Origin of the sequence: Gloeothece verrucosa PCC 7822 (assembly GCF_000147335.1) — a bacterium.
Lineage (GTDB): Bacteria > Cyanobacteriota > Cyanobacteriia > Cyanobacteriales > Microcystaceae > Gloeothece > Gloeothece verrucosa.
Map to the genome: position 1 here is coordinate 2,332,703 of NC_014501.1, position 20,256 is coordinate 2,352,958.

Consider the following 20,256-nt stretch of genomic DNA (forward strand, 5'->3'; position numbering starts at 1 on the left):
AACCCTTAAGAACCAATAACTAATGACCAATAACCCTAACATCCATGTTATAAAACCTAAACCCGAAAAACTCAACTTCACCACAAAACTCGCTTTTGGTGCTGGAGATCTCGGTGCGGCTATCACAGCCAATATTTTAGCTTTTTACCTGCTGTTTTTCTTTACCGGTGTGGCCGGTTTACCTGCCGGGATGGCGGGAAGTGTATTAATGATCGGTAAAATTGCTGATGCGATTAATGATCCCATTGTGGGAGTGATGAGTGATCGCACTCGTTCGCGTTGGGGTCGCCGTCTTCCCTGGATTTTGTTGGGGGCTATTCCTTTTGGGCTACTCTATTTTTTACAGTGGCTTGTTCCTCACTTCAGTGACAGTCGAGCCGTCAATAACTGGTGTCTTTTTGTCTATTATGTTTTAATTGGCATTTTGTTTAATATTGCCTACACGGCGGTCAATCTTCCTTATACTGCCCTTACGCCCGAATTAACTCAAGATTACGATGAACGAACTAGGCTCAATAGTTTTCGCTTTACCTTTTCTATTGGAGGTAGCATTCTTTCGTTAATTTTAGCCGGCTTAATTTTTGCGGCTTTTCCTGAACCTCAAGATAACATTAAAAAATATCTAATCTTGGGATTACAGTGTAGTATTTTATCAGTTATACCGGCTTTTTGGTGCGCTTTAAGAATTCAAGAAAGGGGAGCAATCCCAATTTTAAATCAACCCCAAAAAAGACTATTAGGATATTTTTTAATTGGGTTAGGAGGGCTGAGTGGACTTTATGGCTTAGGTAATCTAATCATTTTTAAATCCCCGCTTTATCTAAGTGCTTTTTCTCTGTTGTTAAGTTTATTAATTCTTTTATTTGGCGTGACCTTAATTTCGGCTACACCTGAGACTCATTTAATTGATGAAGATGCGGTCAAAAAACGCTCTGATGAGGCGAATACCCCCACAATTTCTTATCAAGAGCAACTCCAAGTAGCTTTTAGTAACAAACCTTTTTTATATGTGATCGGAATTTATCTATGTTCCTGGTTAGCCGTGCAATTAACTGCTTCGATTCTGATGTATTTTGTGGTTAGTTGGATGGGCTTATCAGAGGCTATGTTTTCTCTGGTAGCGTTAGCGGTACAAGGAACGGCGTTAGTGATGCTCTTTTTTTGGCAGAAACTCAGTGATATATATGGTAAAAAAGCCGTTTATTTTATGGGGATGAGTGTTTGGATTATTGCTCAAATAGGCTTGTTTTTCCTGCAACCGGGTCAAGTGAATTTAATGTATGCTCTAGCCATTTTAGCCGGCTTCGGAGTCTCTGTGGCCTATCTTATTCCTTGGTCAATGATTCCAGATGTGATCGAATTGGATGAATTAAAGACAGGAAAACGCCGAGAAGGGGTCTTTTATGCCTTTATGGTTTTATTGCAAAAGTTTGGATTAGCATTAGGATTATTTTTAGTAGGAATAGCTTTACAAGCGGCAGGATTTCTGGAAAAAATGCCCGATAAGCCTGTGCCTGTTCAACCCGAAAGTGCTTTATTCGCTATTCGGATTGCTATTAGTCCTTTACCCGCTTTGTTTTTAATTGTCGGCTTGGTTTTGGCTTATTTTTATCCTATTACTCGAGAAGTCCATGCTCAAATTCGTTTGCAACTAGAGGAAAAAATGAGAAGTCAACCAAAAACCGAATAAACTTTTGGCCTAATTGAGTTTAGGATTGCTATAGGCCTGAGTTCGATGTAAGGAATTGGCAGGTTTTGCCAAGGAGAGAAGAGAGAATGTTTAGCCTAAATTCCTTTATTCTGACTCTTGCCTCCTGACTCCTGCCTTCTTTAAACTATAAAGTTAGCGGCACTTAAAGCAAGACCTGAATTCAATTGAGCGATTTGCTGTTCGGAACCGGCAGCATTACCGTTGGAATCATACAAAAGTACCCCAGTCAAGTCATTATAGATTAATCGCTGGTCTGCTGTGGTAGCCTCTGAGCCGATCACGAACTGACTAGAGTCTAATGCCGCATTAGATAGAATTCGGTTAACCTCAAAGCCAGAACCTAACTTAAAAACATCGTTGATGACATTAAAGTCTGTAATGATATCAATGCCTTCTGAGGGGTTAACAAAGACAAAGGTATCATTACCGTAACCGCCAGTGAGGAGATCATTACCGTCACCGCCAGTGAGGGTATCATTACCGTAATTGCCGCTAAGATTGTCATCGCCGTAATCCCCATTGAGGATGTCATTACCGTAACCGCCATTAAGGGTGTCATTGCCGTAACCCCCGTTAACGAGATCATCGCCCACAATAACGTCATTAATCGTGGAGAAAGAAGCGGCTGAGATGACAAAGGCATCGGTAGTTCTTTCGGTGTTACGAACAGTGACGCGATTAAACGGTTGCCCATCAAAGTCCAAAGAAACCTGACTCAGGGAATTTGGACCGCCGGTGAGCATCCCCACCACAGTGCCGATTAAAGTATTACCATAGTAAGCATCTATTTGATAGCCAGGGCCAGCTAAGGAAGTATTGTTGGAGTTCACACCTAGGGTGATAGTACCAGCAGTAGCCACAGTATTTTGGTTCATCAATTCCAGGGTCAAACCCACGTCTAATTGCTCAATGTAAGCCCCCCGTGAGCCATCCCCATCAATTCCGCGAGCATCAGAGACCCCCGTATCGTTAGCCACGTTAACCCCAAAACCGGCCTCGGATACCCCAGTCTGATCCACCGCCCGGTAGGCGACTTTGGCTCCTCCGGCCGGGGTAGCACCCGGCGTAGAGGCGGTGAGGATAAAAGTATTATCCACTGTAGCAACGCTAGTGCCTGCACCTACCACCGCCAGAGATGGACCCGCCGTAAATTCCAGTACCGTAACTGGGAGAGGTCCATCGCTATCGCCGTAGAGTAAATCATTACCGTAACCGCCATTGAGGGTATCATCCCCGTAACCCCCATAGAGAGTATCATCGCCATAACCGCCATTGAGGGTATCATTGTCGTAACCCCCCTCGAGAAAATCATTGCCGTAACTGCCGTCGAGCAGATCGTTGCCATAACCGCCGTCAAGAAGATCGTTGCCAATTACGGTTTTGTCGATGATCGAAAAAGAACCGGCTGAGATGACAAAGGCATCAGTCGTTCTTTCGGTGTTACGAACAGAGACGCGATCAAATGGTTTCCCATCAAAGTCCAGAGAAACCTGACTCAGGGAATTCGGACCGCCGGTGAGCATTCCCACCACAGTGCCGATTAAAGTATTACCATAGTAAGCATCTATTTGATAGCCAGGGCCAGCTAAGGAAGTATTGTTGGAGTTCACACCCAGGGTAATGGTACCGGCAATAGCCGCAGTATTTTGGTTCATCAATTCCAGGGTCAAACCCACGTCTAACTGCTCAATGTAAGCCCCCCGTGAGCCATCCCCATCAATTCCACGAGCATCAGAGACCCCCGTATCGTTAGCCACGTTAACCCCAAAACCGGCTTCGGATACCCCAGTCTGATCCACCGCCCGGTAGGCCACTTTGGCTCCTCCGGCCGGGGTAGCACCTGGAGTAGAGGCAGTGAGGATAAAAGTATTATCCACTGTAGCAACGCTAGTGCCTGCACCTACTACCGTCAGAGACGGACCCGCCGTAAATTCGAGCCGGGGAGCCGCACCAACGCTATCGATATCGCCGTAGAGTACGTCGTTGCCTGCACCACCGCTTAGGGTATCGCTACCGCCTTTGCCAACAAGGATGTCATTTCCTGCTCCACCGCTAAGCACGTCATTACCGCTAGTTGGTTCGCTATTAACACTGACAATCCCATTGGGATCATTAGAATTAGATGTATTAACTGTATCTGTCATCAGTAATTTCCTCGATTTTATAATTTTTAACTGTAATTAACTAGATTAATGACATATCTTCCCTAAATTCGCTGATCCTTTCCGTCACCACATCCCATTTCAGCGTGATTACCTACTTGGTAAATTCAGCGATTTAATATGAATAAGTCTATAAACAGAGAATTTTGTTAGTTTAGCTATTAGGTAATAAGTTATTCCCCTAAGCAGAATCCTTTGTTTTGAGTTTGCTTGCTTATTTTTGCTATAGTTTTAGCCTAATTATTTTCTGAACAAGATTATATTTATTTCCTCTATTTAATTAATTTCCTCTACTTTATCATAAAAATTTAGCGGATTTTACTGAAAATAAACCCTATAAGAAAAAAAAAATTTAAAGATTTAGTTAATCTTACCTAAGTAAGTTGCTCTAGGGGTTTTTCTTTGATATAATAATAGTTTTTCTGAAAAGAAAAAAGATAAAAATTGCTATTTATTTTATATTTTTTATTTTATACACTATATTATGTACTTAAGTAAATCCCGATTTTTAAATTTAATTTAAAGAAAAAATTCCTAATGACTTTAAACTCTATATAAGTTTTTGAAATAAGTGGGGATAGCGGCAAGGAAGCCGTGATAATAAATAAAAGTAATGTTAACTATGGGACTAGACAATCAAAGTATGTTTTCAGGAATGTTACATTTCTTAACCCGCGTCGACTTTATTGATTTATGTCTAGGTACTGAATGTGCCAACTAAAAACCTTGTCAAGAGTTCCTTCTCAAGGTAGAAGCAAGAGAGTTTTTTAAAGATTAGATTATAAATAGTTCAAGTAAAAATCATTCTAAAAAACAGGATTTTTACGGTAATTTACTTTAAAAAAAGGATTGAAAAACTATGAGTATTCAAGAAAGAGCAGAAGCAGCCGGAAAAAATTTAGAAGGTAAAGCTCAAGAAGCTGTAGGTCATGTAACCGGCGACCCCAAAGATAAAGCCGAAGGCAAAGCTAAACAAGGCGAAGCGCAAACCCGTCAAGCGGTTGAAGATGTCAAGGACGAAGCGAAGAAACTAATCGACTAATCTTTCTCTGTTTTGGGTAAAACTTTTTTTAGATAGCCAGGGTATAAGCGCAATTTTTTAGCTCTTATACCCTATATTTTTTAAGTTTGATTTGGCTTTTTTAGATTTTTTAAGCTGATAAAGCTCTACCTAAAGATAGTGTTAGAAAGAAAAAACCTCTTTTAATCTATTTATTATGAGAATTCATTAAAACAATTAATAATAATTAAGGAGCAAGTATATGTTACTACGGTGGGCGATCGCTTTTCTCATTATTGCCTTAATCGCTGCGTTCTTTGGCTTTGGAGGTATTGCCGCCAGTGCGGCCGGAATTGCTAAAATACTCTTCTTTGTCTTCTTGATCATCTTTGCAATTACTCTGGTGGCCAGTCTTATGCAAGGACGGAGCATTTAATCAAATTCAAGAGACTGCTTGCAGAGGTGACAAACAGCTTACAAACAACACATTGCTCAAACTGAGCATTGGCAAAAGGTCTAATGTAGATGGTTTTCCAAAAAATTGCTTTTAAATACCAAAATTTACCCCTCTCGATTTTTAGGCTTGACTTTTAGAGAGAAAAGAGAGGGGATTTTAATTTACTGATAAAATCGCGGCTTAGGCGCAAACTTAGAAGTAGGAGAACGGCGAGTACGATGTTTTCTTCTAGTAGTCGGTTTATTAAAACCGTTATCAGTTCTCACAGTTCGTTTGGGACGGGGAACTTCGGCCTGGTTTTCGTAAATATCTAAATATAAGCTTTGACCTGCCGATGCGGCTGCCGTTTCCAAAACAGTGCGAATGGCCTGTAAGTTTCTTCCCCCACGACCATATACTCGACCTTTATCAGCACTTTCAAATGCTAAACGAATCCAAATTCGTCGACTTTGGTTGGCCTGTTCGCAATCTACACTTAATGAATCTGGAGATTCCAAAAAGGGACTGATGAGAAATTCTACTAGCCCAGGATAATCCGGACTAGCATATTCTGCTTGAGAAGAATAAAAAGCTAACTTAGGCATTGACTTGTTCAAACACTTTCGCTTTTCTTAAAATGCTGCGTACAGTCTCAGTCGGTTGCGCTCCATCTTGAAGACGCTTGACGATGGCAGGAACATCTAAGCGAGTTTCATCAGTTCTAGGATTGTAAAATCCCAATTCTTCTAAAGGACGACCATCCCGACGACTGGTACTTGTAGTGGCTACAATTCTATAGCTCACTTCTCTTTTTTTCCCATAACGCTTCAGACGTAATTTGATCATAGTAACCCAAAATACTGCAATTACCGATTATAGCGTATTAATCAAACAATTTGACAAAACAATAATGATAAGACAAATGCTAATATACCTCAAGTATAAACAAAATCTGTTACCTAATTATTAGTAGAGTTATATCATGCTAAAGATAACGGTTAGCTGTTTTAGTGTGTGGTGTGTCGCCTTAAGCTTGGGGACAGTGCCGTGGCCGGTTCAAGCTCAAAGCTTGGCTCAATCAACTCCACAGATAACAGAAGAAACACCCAATGGTGAGCCAACACCAAATCCAGATGAATTGCGTCCCTTAGCCCAGTCCGATAGCCTTCTAAGTCTTGAAGGAGGGGAAAAATTAATGCAAGAAGCCAGCGAAGCGATCAACACTGAAAAGTATGATGTCGCCGCCGCTAAACTTAACCAAGCTCGCCGTGTGTTTAATCAACTATCGAATTATCATTTAAAACTTGCTACTATTTTTTCAGGGATTGATAGAACCGTCGTGGAAGCGCAAAGGAGTAACGCGCTAAAAAGTGGACAACTGCGGGATCAGGCGACTTATCAACTAGCTTTAGTCCATCGCGCGCAAAACAAGCCTGAATTGGCTGTTCCTTTGCTCATTCAAGTCATAGAATCCCAAAACCCAACCAGTGAAATGGGGCAGAAATGCTATCAACAACTTTACGAGTTAGGATTTGTCAATGCCCCTCTTAATGGTGAAAAACCCGCCGCCTCGAGTTCAGCACCGGCTCCTTCAGCCAAGAAATAAGCGGCTTGGGTGTAATGTTTTTTTGATGTCGTTATAGGAGTTTACATGGTTAGCCTTAAACAGGTTGAAACAATGATTCAAGCCAAACTGCCTGATGCTCAAGTTTTTGTCAAAGATTTAACCGGCGGTGGAGATCATTTAGAAGCAACTGTTGTCTCCTCTGAGTTTGAAGGGAAAACAAAAGTCATACAGCATCAAATGGTTTATGGTGCTGTTGCTTCGGCTATGGCTGATGAGTCTATCCACGCCCTAGCTTTGAAAACCTATACCCCTGAAACTTGGCAACAAGCAGGACAACCGGTTTAATCCCCCAGTCACAGACTGTGTTGTAGGGGCAGCACGTTATTACTGCCCCTAGTATAAATATGATTAATTTTTTTCTCCCCCTCTTTGAGAGAGGTAATTTCTCCACTCCCGCAAGGTCTTAGGTGATATGCTTCAGTTTCAAATCCAGTCAGACAGCGAAATTCCCGCCTCTAAACAACTGTTTGACCAAATTCGCTTTGCCATCGCCTCTCGCCAATATCCGCCTGGACATCGCTTACCCAGTACCCGACAATTAGCGATGATTACGGGTTTACATCGCAACACCATCAGTAAAGTTTATCAGCAATTAGAAGAAGATGGTTTAGTAGAATCGTTGGCCGGTTCGGGTATTTATGTTAAAGTTCAAGGCCATGAAGGCGGTTTCTCCTCTCAGTCTCCTATCCTTCAACAATATCCCCAAGCTAGTCAGTTAATACGCAAAAGTCTAGATGATTTACTCTCACAGGGGTTAACCCTTTCCCAAGTGCGAGAATTATTTTTGAGTGAAATTGATTGGCGTTTACGCTGTGGGGCGCAAGTTTGGATAACGGTACCTACGGCAGATTTAGGGGCCGGAAAACTAATGCTCAAAGAACTCGAACAATCTTTAGCCGTTCCGGTTCAATTAGTGCCGCTAGAAGAGTTAACCCAAGTTCTAGCACAGACGAAATCAGGAACAGTGGTCACTAGCCGCTATTTTATCGGACCAGCCGAGGCCATTGCTACGCCTTATGGAATTCGAGTCATTCCCATTGATATTTATGACTACAGCAAGGAATTAGAATTTGTTAAAAAACTGCCTACTGATAGTCGTCTAGGGATAGTCAGTCTCAGTGACGGGATTTTAAGAGTGGCTGAAATCTTAATTCATAGTTTACGGGGAGAAGACTTATTAGTGATGAGCGCCCAAGTCAGTGAAACTGAAAAACTCATGTCGATCGTGCGTACCAGCCAAACCATTATCAGCGATCAAGATAGTTATCCCATTGTCCAAAGGGCCATCGAGTCAGTCAGAGATGACCTGATTCGGCTACCGGAAATTATTTGTAGTAAAAATTATATTGGAGAAAAATCCATAAATTTACTCCGTCGGGAACTTGGCTTAGGGACAGAAGAGACTTAAACTATAGTGAGTCTGTAATGGGTAATACAAAAGCTCATTGACTAACCGAGAAATACAAGAGTAATTGTATTAATTTAACGATGACTATCAATCGCCGAAATTTCCTTTATCTTTTGGGTGCCGGTGCAGGAGCGACCGCTTTAGGAATGTTTCCAGGTCAGACGATCGCTCAAACTATGGCTCAAACAAGCGGCTCAGATGAACCGTTTACCTTACCCCCTCTGCCTTATGCTTATAATGCGCTGGAGCCTTATATTGATCAAGAAACCATGCGCTTTCACCACGACAAACACCATGCCGCCTACACCAAAAATCTGAATGGGGCAGTGAATAAATATCCACAATTAAAGGGAAAAAGTGCCGAAGATTTAATCAAAAATATTAATAGTTTACCCCAAGACATTCAAACTACCGTGCGAAATAATGGCGGTGGCTACGTCAATCATGATATGTTTTGGAAAATTATGAGTCCTAATGCCGGGGGCAAACCCAAAGGAGAAATTGCCAAAGCAATTAATCAGGATTTTGGCAGTTTTGAAGCTTTTCAAGCTGCTTTTAATAAGGCTGGTGAATCCCGATTTGGCAGTGGTTGGGCTTGGTTGATTTTAGATAAAAATGGTAAGCTTAAAGTGAGCAGTACCGCTAATCAAGATAGCCCTTTAATGGAGGGCATTTATCCCATTATGGGGAATGATGTTTGGGAACACGCCTATTATCTTAAATATAAAAATAATCGAGGTCAATATTTACAACAATGGTGGAATGTGGTGAACTGGGATGAAGTGAATAAGCGTTTTCAGCAAGCAAAAAGTTAGTTAATTATTATTAATGAATGGCTAGAGGCGATCAAATTTATGTATATCGAGAGTTGCTCAATTTGCAGGGACTTTATGAGCATCATGGGATTGACTGTGGAGATGATACAGTCATTCATTATCGTAAACCTAGCGAGACAATTGAGCGTACTTCTTTAGATATTTTTACGCGCGGGAATCCCACTTATATTAGGCAATATGCTCAGGGGTTTTGTTTTATTCCTGACATAGTCGTGCAACGGGCACAAAGCCGCTTAGGAGAACAAAAATATAATCTTTTATTTAATAATTGTGAGCATTTTGCTACCTGGTGTAAAACGGGAATTAATGATAGTAAACAAATCCGCGATTTTATCCCAATTATTAGTCAACTGGAAACCTCGAATTTATATGAGCCTTTAAAAGAGGCTTTAGGGCAATCAGATCCCAACAATGCCAAACGTTTATTAAATAATGCTTTAGGCGATCTTAAAGGGGTTTGGGATGAGCTACAGCCTAAGTATAAATTAAGTTTAAAAGAGGTAGAAACTTGGGATAAAGTAGCCAAAGAAGCTGTTAAACGAAATCGAGATGACTTGGCAAGAGCGGCTTTAGAACGTAAACTAGGCTATAAGCGGCGAGCAACCGAATTAGAAAATCAGTTAAAGCAATTGGCAACTATGACCGAAGATGTTTTAACTAATTTACTGAATGTTTAATCAAGGGGTAAAAACTACATCTTAATACCTACATCAATATACGACATTAATATAAAATACAAAACGTAGGGTGTGTTAGCAAAGCGTAACGCACCTAAAAAATCTAATTTACTTAATGCCTAAACTCATATAAAATATAAGGCAATATCCCCCTAACCCTCCTTAATAAAGGGAGAAACAAGTAACGTGGGGTGTGAAGCGCGAAGCCTAACATACCTAAAATAAAACATACTATTAGGGTAGTATTATTGATGTTCAGTATCTTTTTATTTAGCTTAATTTTTTGCTTTATTTGTTGGTTGATTTATAGCAGTAAAAACTCAGTTAATAACTCTCAAAATTTAACAATAAATCAGGGTAAATTATTGGATGGTTCATCTTATCATTTAGCTTGTTTATTAGAAGATGCGCCGCCAAGTTCTTTAAGAGGTCAATTTTATCCATTAGCAACACCGTTAATGACCCCTCTAGCTTGTATAGTACCTCGAACTTGGCAGGATTTTTACCGACAAAATTTAGGTCAACCCGGGGTGAATTATTGGGAATGGCGAGATAAACCTGAATCAAAAAATGTCTGTCAGGAATTAACTTTATTGTTAGACTTGACAGAGCCGAAAGGTTATGCTAGAGATTTTTTAGAAATTTTAGCCGCAGGGAAAAATCCCCTAGCGAGTTTTTATCAGGAAACGTTAAAAAATAAGGGCAAATTTGATCAACAAGACTTTCAAGTGCAAAAGCAAATCTATGTGGCATTTAAACAATGGCATGAATTAGCCCAGCAACAAATCGGACTAGCCGCTTTACAAAGGGTTTATCGGGTGTGTTATGGTGCATCTTGGTCATTAATAGAGGAAATTTTTGCCGAAAAAACCTTTTTAATTTTTTCACAATATTTAATCGATCAATCTGCCCCTTGGTGGAAAGTTTTAGGGGTGCCACCTCGGTCGAATTTTTCACAAGTTGAACAAGCTTATAAATCACTGGTTAGAACCTGGCATCCAGACCTTAATCAGCATCCTTTAGCAACAGATGTTACGGCAAGGATTAATGTTGCTTATGAACAATATCAAGCTTTATATGAAAAGTCTAAACCTGTAACTGTAAGTAATAATAATTTTCAGAAAAATCCCAAGTTATGGGTAAAAATTCGGGAATGGATTACAACAAATCGAAATAAATAAGTAAGTATCTGGACATCAATAAAGCACTCTGTATAAAGAACTGTAAAACGCCCACAATTCCCCCACACCCGGCCCCCATTTCCCTGCACCCTAACCTCACAGTTAACTTGAAATAAGAAGAATGGTTATAAATACAGGTTTTGTTGGGTTCATAGAGATTTATTATGCTAGAATTGGGCAAAAAAACATTTAGGGATGTCATAAGCTTATGGACCCTTTAAGTATCGCGACGATATCTATCATCTCTGCTGTTGCTACTAAAGTTTTGGAAAACGCCGGCGAAAAGGTAGGAGAAACCCTCTACGACAAGACGAGTAAATTTCTAGCATCTCTGAAAAAACAATCTCCTGATACAGTAACCGCTATAGAAAAAGCCCCCCAACAACCTCTAGATTATGGCACAGCTATATTAGAAATCGAGTCGGCGGCTAAAGCTAATCCTGATGTGGCTAAATCTATGGCAGAATTAGCACAAGCGGCTAGAACAGAATCTAATCCTCAATTGCAGCAACAGATACAGGAAATATTAAATAGTTTGAAGTCAGCAAAAAGCTCGCAAAATACCATTAACTGTGAAAAATTGGCAGATGATCTCAAGAATTTCTTCCAAAATCCTATATTTAATGCTCCAGTCACATTTAATTGACTACAGTCGCCCTTTAGGGAACGGGTAAAGTTAACTCCCTCTAAATCTAAACTTTATAGCGGTTCTGTCCATTTTGTAGGACGAGAAAAAGAACTGCACTTGCTGCATGAAGATTTACAGCGAGGTAATTATGTTGCCATAACAGGAATGGGAGGAGTGGGTAAAACCGAGTTAGCTAGTCAATATATTCACCGCTATGGAGAAGCTTATGAGGGCATTACTTGGTTTAATGATAGACAAAAAGGTCTAGCGGCAGAGGTTTTAGAGTATTTTTCTTTGCAGTTAAATTATGAGATTCCCCAACAGTTAAGGGGAAAACGGTTAACGCTTTCTGAACAAGTGCGGGAGTGTTGGGGTCAATATGCGGCTTCTGAATTGCCTATATTACTGGTTTTTGATGATGTTACTAATTTAGATAATCTTCGGGAGGTTGTGCCGAGTGAAAACCGTTTCCGAGTTTTGGTGACGACTCGATTACAATATTTAGACCCGAATTTTATTAGTGAGGTGGGTTTAGAGGTTCTCTCCCCAGAATATGAACCGGGGAAGGCGTTAGAACTGTTACAAGCTTTGTTAGGTAAGAAAGATAGGCGCATTTATAGGGAACCCGAAGCGGCGGCAGATATTTGTCGGTGTTTGGAGTATTTGCCTTTGGGGATAATTTTAGTGGGGGGTTATTTGGTACAAGACCCGGATTTATCTTTAGAGATGATGCTAGGGCAGTTGCAGGAGAGAAAGTTAGCAGAAAAATCGTTACAGGTAAGGGAAAGTCTTAACCAGTATCAAAGGGGTGTTAGGGCGGCTTTTGCTTTAACTTGGGAAGAACTCGATCCTTTGTCTCAGCAAGTGGGAATGTTCCTTAGTTTATTCTCTCCTAAGTTGATTATTTGGGATTTGGTGGTGTGGGTTGCGCTTAGAAAGTGGCACGAAGAGATCGCAAATGAAGAGGAAACAGAGGTTAATGCTGAACTCGACTCCTCCGGAGAAGTAAAAAAAGAAGATAATTATTTAAGTTGGTCGAAGTATGAGTTAAACGAGGGGAAAAAGCGACTCTATCAACGAAATTTGCTACAACGGAAAGAAGAGAGAGAAGGATCTTATAAAATTCATGCTTTGGTGCGGTGGTTTTTACAGGAAAAGTTAGAGGAGTCAGAGGAGATAAAGGGCGTTTTCAGACAAACTTTCGCCATCGCTATGATAAGCGTCGCTAAAATTATTCCTGACTCACCCACCTCTAAAGATATTGAAGATGTTAAAGATTTTATTCCCCATATAGAAGCACTAACAGAAAGTTTAATTGAAGAAGCAAAGGAAAAAAGAGAAGAAAAGAGAATAACTTTAGCATCAGTGCCCGATGAGTCGCTTATCTGGCCTTTTCTGGGAGTAGGAAGGTTTTATCAAGGTCAGGGGTTGTACTCTTTAGCAGAACCTTGGTATAAACCTTGTCTCGATGTGCTTAAAAGTCACTTTGGAGAAGAACATCCTGATGTAGCAAGCAGTTTGAACAATTTAGCGGCACTCTACTCTTCAATGGGGCGCTACAGCGAAGCCGAACCTCTGTACCAACAAGCTTTGGAGATCAATGAGCGGCTGTTGGGGACGGAGCATCCTGATCTGGCAAGCAGTTTGAACAATTTAGCGGCACTCTACTCTTCAATGGGGCGCTACAGCGAAGCCGAACCTCTGTACCAACAAGCTTTGGAGATCAATGAGCGGCTGTTGGGGACGGAGCATCCTGATCTGGCAACCAGTTTGAACAATTTAGCGGCACTCTACTCTTCAATGGGGCGCTACAGCGAAGCCGAACCTCTGTACCAACAAGCTTTGGAGATCAATGAGCGGCTGTTGGGGACGGAGCATCCTGATCTGGCAACCAGTTTGAACAATTTAGCGGGACTCTACTCTTCAATGGGGCGCTACAGCGAAGCCGAACCTCTGTACCAACAAGCTTTGGAGATGAGAGAGCGGCTGTTGGGGACGGAGCATCCTTCTGTGGCAACCAGTTTGAACAATTTAGCGGGACTCTACTCTTCAATGGGGCGCTACAGCGAAGCCGAACCTCTTTACCAACAAGCTTTGGAGATCAATGAGCGGCTGTTGGGGACGGAGCATCCTTCTGTGGCAACCAGTTTGAACAATTTAGCAGGACTCTACAAGGCAATGGGGCGCTACAGCGAAGCCGAACCTCTGTACCAACAAGCTTTGGAGATGAGAGAGCGGCTGTTGGGGACGGAGCATCCTGATCTGGCAAGCAGTTTGAACAATTTAGCAGGACTCTACAAGGCAATGGGGCGCTACAGCGAAGCCGAACCTCTGTACCAACAAGCTTTGGAGATCAATGAGCGGCTGTTGGGGACGGAGCATCCTGATCTGGCAACCAGTTTGAACAATTTAGCGGGACTCTACGATTCAATGGGGCGCTACAGCGAAGCCGAACCTCTGTACCAACAAGCTTTGGAGATCAATGAGCGGCTGTTGGGGACGGAGCATCCTGATCTGGCAACCAGTTTGAACAATTTAGCGGGACTCTACGATTCAATGGGGCGCTACAGCGAAGCCGAACCTCTGTACCAACAAGCTTGGGAGATGAGAGAGCGGCTGTTGGGGACGGAGCATCCTGATGTAGCAAGCAGTTTGAACAATTTAGCAGGACTCTACTCTTCAATGGGGCGCTACAGCGAAGCCGAAACTCTGTACCAACAAGCTTTAGCCATACTCGAACCCATCTTAGGGCCTAATCATCCTTCTACCATAACAGTTCGAGAAAATCTTGTCTTGCTGTCACAGCAACGTACTCGCCGCTACCTCTGGAGTCGTCGCTTAATTAAGCTTGTGGAATTTTTGTTAGCAATTGTGTGTTTACCGTTTTATTTGCTGTGGTTGCTGTTTAAGCAGTTGTTTAGTTTCTTCTTCCGTCGCTTGCGGTGAATAAGTTTCGGCAGTTGAACAATGATAGGACTTACGCACTCTCTACGAAATCATTAGGGTTTGAGATTGTCCGTGATCCTTCGCAAGGCTCAGGATGACATAAAATCCTTGTTTTTAATTGGGAGTGCGTAACTCCTAAATGATTTGATCCCTGAGCAAGCAGAAGTCCGCCAGTGTGAAGTAGAACTTTTTTATCGTACTAGGACTTACGCACCATAACCAAATCACAAGGGTTTGAGATGGTTCGAGGTCCTTCGCACAGCGAGGGATGACATAAAATTGTTGTTTTTCATCAGGAGTGCGTAACTCCTAAGCTAGACCCAGTTGCAACTAATTGGGTAAACTCATCAAAGGTCAAACCAGAAAGCGTCATTGCTTTTCATCTGCTCTGCCATTGAAAGTTAATAAACCATAACTTCATCCCCTATGCTATATACATGATGCTTCATCGCACATCCTCCCTCTAGTTTATCAACATGATTCAATTAAATTACGCAATAACCTTATTTTTAAGCTTATTACTGACTTCTCTCCCCTTCTTATTGTTGGGTATATTCGTTTCTAGTTGGTTACTGGTGTTTGTGGATGAGCATCAACTAGCCGCTAAATTCCCTCATAACCCCATCTTAGGGGCTATCCTCGGCAGTAGTCTAGGGATGATTATCCCTGTCTGTCAATATGGCAATATCCCAGTCACCAGACGTTTATTAATGCAGGGCGCTCCTCTATCGGTGGCCATCAGTTTTTTGCTGGCTTCTCCTACCGTAAATCCTATTGTGCTTTGGTTGACCTGGCAAGCTTTTCCCGATTACGCCAGCATCTTATTCTACCGCCTCTTATTGGCTTGGATAATCGCTTTTATAATTGGTTTAATCTTTAGCACTTACAGAGAAAAACCCGCATCTGCTGAGGAATTGGCTTCTCCTCGTTGCTATTTACTGCCTTCAGGAACCTTTTTACGCCCCTCCGATGAAAGTGAACCCCTACACCGCATCGGGAATTTAGTTTATGAGTACAAAACTACCGCCACTTTTAGAAAATCTTTAAAAATTAGCTTAAGTCTCTTCTGGCAAAATGTGGTTAAAGAAACCCTTGAGTTAGGAGGCATCTTAATGGTTGGATGTGCTATAGCGGCTTTAGCACAGATGTTTCTTCCTCAAGGTCAAATGCTAACTTGGGCACAAGCGCCTGTGGTCCAGATCTCTGTTATGATTTTATTAGGGGTGATATTATCCCTCGGCTCACCGAATAGTGCCGCGTTTCTAAGCTTTTTCGCTCCAACGTTTCTCAAAGGATCGCTGTTGAGTTTCTTGCTGTTTAGTTCAGTTGTAGACCTCAAAAGCGTGTGCCTATTATTTTTTGTGTTGCGATTTAAAGCCGCTCTTTATTTGATAATTTTAGTCCTAGAATTGACGATTTTATCAGCTTTAATCCTCAATTTTTACCCGAGTTAGTAAGATCAAAGACGGATATTTCTCAAGGGTATCCGTAAAATTTCCTATTTTTGTTGGCTAATTATCTTGATCCCTAAATGTAAAGTTTATTTACAACCTGAGAAAAGGTTCCCTCATCAATGCTAAATTAATAATTGAAGCTAGATAAGCTTCCCTGGCAGAATAGCTTGCAAGGTAAATTCATAAAACCCAAAGGAGAAAAACCTGTTAAAGTTAACATCTGTCTCGTTCACCCAAAATAACAGCAATCAACTTGAATCATCATATTTCCTAAAGTGAAAGAAGGGAGCAAAACACCTGAAGAGTAATTTTCAGAGGACTCCAAGAAAAATCAACTTAAAAAAGGAAATCCCTGGTCTTTAATGCTTGATTGCTGTTATTGTTATAAAAACCCAAAAAGATGTAAAGTTTAATTGCAAAATATGCTTGGGTTGAAAAAAAAATGTTAGATTAATAATTGAAGCTAGATAAGCTTCCCTGGCAGAATAGCTTGCAAGGTAAATTAATAAAACCAAAAGGAGAAAACCCTGTTAAAGTTAACATCTGTCTCGTTCATCCCAAATAACAGTAATCAACTTGAATCATCATATTTCCTCAAGTGAAAAAAAGAGAGCAAAGCATTTGAAGGATAATCTTCAGAGCGACTCCGAGAAGACTCAACTATTAAAGAGGAAATCACTGGTTGTTAATGCTTGATTGCTGTTATTGTCATTTAATAACTCTTTTTAAAAGTATTCAAATCCTCAAATAAGCCTGACCTAAGACTCCGAAACGCCATAAGTATTTAAACTCAAAGTTTTTTCACCAGATAAAGCCAAAAAAAATCTAAAATAGATCTAGTAGTGGTTTGAGTGACGTGACCGAATCATCAATCAGAACGATGTGCCGGGAAAGGTTTCAAACTTGAGGAAGAAATAAACCAGCCGCGTACTATTCCTGATGAAGATGTATTGAAGCAATAATTTGTTTAACATTTAAAATTGAAACACAAGTTCATTTTAAATGTACCTACCGACATATCAATAAAATTAACTTATCGCCACCCCGGAAGAGAGTAAAAAGCTTTTCAGTTTCTCTTTACCGGTTTTAAGTGTTAATTGTATTATAGATCAACCCAATGATGGGTATTGTAAACAAATGACATCAGAATTACTCAATTCAAGCAATTATAAAAATAAAGAGTCTGACGAAGAGACAAAACCGACCATCAGTAAATCTTCTAATGGAAACTCAGATCTAGGAGGAGATCCAGATGGTACAACTCGTTCCCTAGCCCAAATTATCCAGAAATTCCGCCAGACTTTAGAAAACCATCGCGGCGATCGCCAAATCGTCGTCATTCAAGATTTCCCCGATCCTGATGCTTTAGCCAGTGCTTGGGCCTATCAACTCATTGCAGAACAATACCAAATCAATTGCGATATCGTATATGCAGGCACCCTATCTCATCAAGAAAATATTGCTCTAGTAAAACTCACCGGACTACCGGCTAAACGTTGGGGAGTCTACACCCTCAAAGATAGAGACTTATCGGTTTATTCGGGATGTGTCCTAATGGACAGTCAAGGAACCACCAGTCAGCTATTCCCCCTCATCCAACAGCATCACATTCCGATCGTAGTGGTGATCGACCATCACAGCAAACAGGGAAACCTCGAAGCAGAATTTATTGATCTGCGTCCTCAAATTCGCGCAACCGCCACCATACTAGCCCAGTATATTCAACAAGGAGTAATAGAATTCAATAGTAATGATAATACTCATGTAAAATGTGCCACCGCCTTAATGCACGGCATCCGTTCAGATAGCAATAATTTGCTACAAGCGCAAGAAGCTGAATTTCTCGCCGCCGCCTATCTGAGCCGCTTTTATGATATACAGTTACTAAATGCTGTACTACAATCGGCTCGCTCTCGTCGAGTCATGGATATTATCGAACGCTCTCTAAAAAACCGTCTGATTAAAAACAACTTCTCCATTGCCGGAGTCGGCTATCTACGTTATGATGACCGAGATGCCATTCCCCAAGCGGCTGATTTTCTCGTCACCGAAGAAAACATCCACACAGCCGTCGTTTATGGGATAGTTCATGACGAAGATGATGACATAGAATTGATTATCGGTTCCTTGAGAACCACAAAACTCACCTTAGACCCCGATGAATTTCTCAAAGAAGCCTTTGGCCATGATGGACAGGGACGTTACTTTGGGGGAGGGCGCTATATGGCCGGCGGGTTTGAAATACCCATTGGTTTCTTAGGTGGATTTAATGAAAACAATCAGTATACCAAACTGAAATGGGAAGTCTTTGATACTCAGATAAAACAAAAACTACTCCGTTTAATTAATCCTGATAGTACCGTGATTCATACTTAAGCTCAATGACACAACTGTATTTAATTCGTCACGGAATCGCCGCCGAGGCGGCAGACTATAGCGATGATCAAAAACGTCCATTAACCGAAAAAGGTCGTCAAAAAACCGAACAAGTGGCTCAAAAACTGCTGCAAAAAGGGATACAGTTTGATTTGATTTTAACTAGCCCCTTAGTGAGAGCAGTTTCTACCGCCGTGATCCTAATGGACGTAGGATTAAGTAAAAAAGTCCAAGAATTTGCACCATTAGCACCCGAGGGAAACCTAGAAACTTGGGTAAATTGGTGGAACCAATCAGGATATAATAATAAAGATAGCTCTCTTGCCCTAGTCGGTCATCAACCAGACTTAGGTAACTGGTCAGAAGTTCTTGTTTGGGGAAAGACGCAAGAAAAACTAATCGTTAAAAAAGCCGGTGTAATTGGACTAAATATACTCGACAAAACAGCACCGATCGGTAACTGTGAGTTATTTTTGTTAACTTCCCCGAAGTGGTTACTCTAGTCTCATAAAGATCTTAAAACTTTTCGGTTAAATCGACATAGAGAATAAATTATAGGGTAAGTTAGCTTCAGATCTTGATCTAAATCCTTGCAACGATACAGGTATAACCATGACGACCGTTTGTGAATATCGCCCAGGTTTGGAAGGCATTCCGGCTGCACAATCAAGTATTAGCTACGTTGACGGACTAAGAGGGGTTTTAGAATACCGAGGAATTAATATAGTTGAACTCGCTCAACATAGTAGTTTTTTAGAAACAACTTATTTACTCATTTGGGGTGAACTGCCCACAAAAATAGAACTAGAAGAATTTGAAAATGAAATTCGCTATCATCGCCGAATAAAATATCATATTCGGGATATGATGAAATGTTTCCCGGAAACGGGACATCCGATGGATGCGCTACAAACCAGTGCGGCAGCATTAGGCTTATTTTACTCCCGTCGTGCCCTCGATGACCCCGCCTACATTCGTCAAGCAGTGGTGCGTCTAGTGGCAAAAATTCCCACGATGGTAGCGGCTTTTCACATGATTCGCCGGGGGAACGATCCGATTCAGCCTAATGATAGTTTAGATTATGCCGCCAATTTCTTGTATATGCTCACAGAGCGAAAACCCTCGGAATTAGCGGCTAAGATTTTTGATGTGTGTTTGACGCTTCATGCTGAACATACCATGAATGCCTCTACATTTTCGGCCATGGTAACCGCTTCTACTTTAACCGATCCCTATGGAGTGATAGCCTCAGCCGTAGGAACCCTCGCCGGGCCCTTACATGGTGGGGCCAATGAAGAAGTTTTATTTATGCTCGAAGAAATTGGTTCAGTGGACAATGTTCGCCCCTATGTGGAGCATTGTATTGAGCATAAAAAGAAAATCATGGGATTTGGGCACCGGGTGTATAAGGTTAAAGACCCTCGCGCTACCATTTTACAAGAACTGGCGATGCAGCTATTTGAACAAATGGGGCATGATGAATATTATGAGATTGCAGTGGAGTTAGAAAAAGTCGTCGAGGAAAAATTGGGGCACAGAGGAATTTACGCTAACGTGGATTTTTATTCAGGTCTAGTGTATCGGAAAATGGGTATCCCCACCGATTTATTTACCCCTCTGTTTGCAATTTCTCGGGTAGCTGGATGGTTAGCTCACTGGAAAGAGCAATTAAATGAAAATCGTATTTTCCGTCCCACTCAAATTTATACCGGTCGTCACGATACGGTTTATATTCCCATTGAAAAACGCTTAACGGCAGTCACCCGCAATGGCTATCAGTAAATTGAATTAAATCTAGTCAATTGCGATCGCTT

Annotated in this window: 18 protein-coding genes; 15 read left to right on the top strand and 3 right to left on the bottom strand. The window is 41.3% G+C overall.

The window, feature by feature from the left end; translation table 11 throughout:
• Positions 1-22: 22 nt before the first annotated feature.
• Positions 23-1,690, top strand: a complete 1,668-nt coding sequence (locus CYAN7822_RS10240; RefSeq protein WP_013322186.1) for an MFS transporter — start codon at positions 23-25, stop codon at positions 1,688-1,690.
• 140 nt (positions 1,691-1,830) lie between these two features.
• Here CYAN7822_RS10240 and CYAN7822_RS39000 read toward each other — a convergent pair whose 3' ends face one another.
• Complete coding sequence (locus CYAN7822_RS39000) at positions 1,831-3,855, bottom strand: calcium-binding protein (RefSeq protein ID WP_013322187.1); 2,025 nt, start codon at positions 3,853-3,855, stop codon at positions 1,831-1,833.
• Positions 3,856-4,732: 877 nt separating this feature from the next.
• Here CYAN7822_RS39000 and CYAN7822_RS10250 point away from each other — a divergent pair.
• Both CYAN7822_RS10250 and CYAN7822_RS35625 read left to right on the top strand, forming a co-directional pair.
• On the top strand, positions 4,733-4,915 hold the full coding sequence (locus CYAN7822_RS10250; protein WP_013322188.1) for a CsbD family protein: 183 nt from the start codon (positions 4,733-4,735) through the stop codon (positions 4,913-4,915).
• Positions 4,916-5,135: 220 nt separating this feature from the next.
• Complete coding sequence (locus CYAN7822_RS35625) at positions 5,136-5,309, top strand: DUF1328 domain-containing protein (protein ID WP_013322189.1); 174 nt, start codon at positions 5,136-5,138, stop codon at positions 5,307-5,309.
• 182 nt (positions 5,310-5,491) lie between these two features.
• On the opposite strand, the gene CYAN7822_RS10260 is transcribed toward CYAN7822_RS35625, so the two are convergent.
• Positions 5,492-5,914: a KH domain-containing protein gene (locus CYAN7822_RS10260; RefSeq protein WP_013322190.1), complete on the bottom strand. Its 423-nt coding sequence runs from the start codon at positions 5,912-5,914 to the stop codon at positions 5,492-5,494.
• Entirely contained in the window at positions 5,907-6,155 is a 249-nt protein-coding gene (gene rpsP / locus CYAN7822_RS10265; RefSeq protein ID WP_013322191.1) for a 30S ribosomal protein S16, read from the bottom strand. The genes CYAN7822_RS10260 and rpsP overlap by 8 nt, the downstream gene beginning before the upstream one ends.
• Before the next feature lie 136 nt (positions 6,156-6,291).
• Between rpsP and CYAN7822_RS10270 the strand changes: the two genes are divergently transcribed.
• The 12 genes from CYAN7822_RS10270 (at position 6,292) to CYAN7822_RS10325 (ending at position 20,224) form a co-directional block, all read left to right on the top strand.
• Entirely contained in the window at positions 6,292-6,915 is a 624-nt protein-coding gene (locus CYAN7822_RS10270; protein ID WP_013322192.1) for a tetratricopeptide repeat protein, read from the top strand.
• A gap of 45 nt (positions 6,916-6,960) precedes the next feature.
• Positions 6,961-7,221, top strand: coding sequence for a BolA family protein (locus CYAN7822_RS10275; protein ID WP_013322193.1), 261 nt, complete (start codon positions 6,961-6,963; stop codon positions 7,219-7,221).
• A gap of 127 nt (positions 7,222-7,348) precedes the next feature.
• Complete coding sequence (locus CYAN7822_RS10280) at positions 7,349-8,344, top strand: GntR family transcriptional regulator (protein WP_013322194.1); 996 nt, start codon at positions 7,349-7,351, stop codon at positions 8,342-8,344.
• Between the two features lie 80 nt (positions 8,345-8,424).
• Positions 8,425-9,159 carry a superoxide dismutase gene (locus tag CYAN7822_RS10285; protein WP_013322195.1) on the top strand — a complete coding sequence of 245 codons (735 nt, stop codon included), beginning with the start codon at positions 8,425-8,427 and terminating at the stop codon, positions 9,157-9,159.
• 17 nt (positions 9,160-9,176) lie between these two features.
• A complete protein-coding gene (locus tag CYAN7822_RS10290) occupies positions 9,177-9,857 on the top strand; it encodes a lecithin retinol acyltransferase family protein (RefSeq protein ID WP_013322196.1) in 681 nt (226 codons plus the stop codon).
• A 365-nt stretch (positions 9,858-10,222) separates the two neighbouring features.
• Positions 10,223-11,038, top strand: coding sequence for a J domain-containing protein (locus CYAN7822_RS10295; RefSeq protein WP_245602723.1), 816 nt, complete (start codon positions 10,223-10,225; stop codon positions 11,036-11,038).
• A gap of 208 nt (positions 11,039-11,246) precedes the next feature.
• Positions 11,247-11,684 carry a hypothetical protein gene (locus CYAN7822_RS10300; RefSeq protein WP_013322198.1) on the top strand — a complete coding sequence of 146 codons (438 nt, stop codon included), beginning with the start codon at positions 11,247-11,249 and terminating at the stop codon, positions 11,682-11,684.
• Positions 11,685-11,783: 99 nt separating this feature from the next.
• Positions 11,784-14,612: a tetratricopeptide repeat protein gene (locus CYAN7822_RS10305; RefSeq protein WP_013322199.1), complete on the top strand. Its 2,829-nt coding sequence runs from the start codon at positions 11,784-11,786 to the stop codon at positions 14,610-14,612.
• A gap of 476 nt (positions 14,613-15,088) precedes the next feature.
• The gene (locus tag CYAN7822_RS10310; protein WP_013322200.1) at positions 15,089-16,066 is read left to right on the top strand and encodes a permease; all 978 of its coding nucleotides are present in this window, start codon (positions 15,089-15,091) and stop codon (positions 16,064-16,066) included.
• A 1,137-nt stretch (positions 16,067-17,203) separates the two neighbouring features.
• Complete coding sequence (locus CYAN7822_RS10315; RefSeq protein ID WP_013322201.1) at positions 17,204-18,442, top strand: DHH family phosphoesterase; 1,239 nt, start codon at positions 17,204-17,206, stop codon at positions 18,440-18,442.
• 5 nt (positions 18,443-18,447) lie between these two features.
• Positions 18,448-18,945 (top strand): phosphohistidine phosphatase SixA, encoded by a 498-nt coding sequence (gene sixA, locus CYAN7822_RS10320; protein ID WP_013322202.1) that lies wholly within the window; start codon positions 18,448-18,450, stop codon positions 18,943-18,945.
• Positions 18,946-19,054: 109 nt separating this feature from the next.
• Positions 19,055-20,224, top strand: coding sequence for a citrate synthase (locus CYAN7822_RS10325; protein WP_013322203.1), 1,170 nt, complete (start codon positions 19,055-19,057; stop codon positions 20,222-20,224).
• Positions 20,225-20,256: the final 32 nt, after the last annotated feature.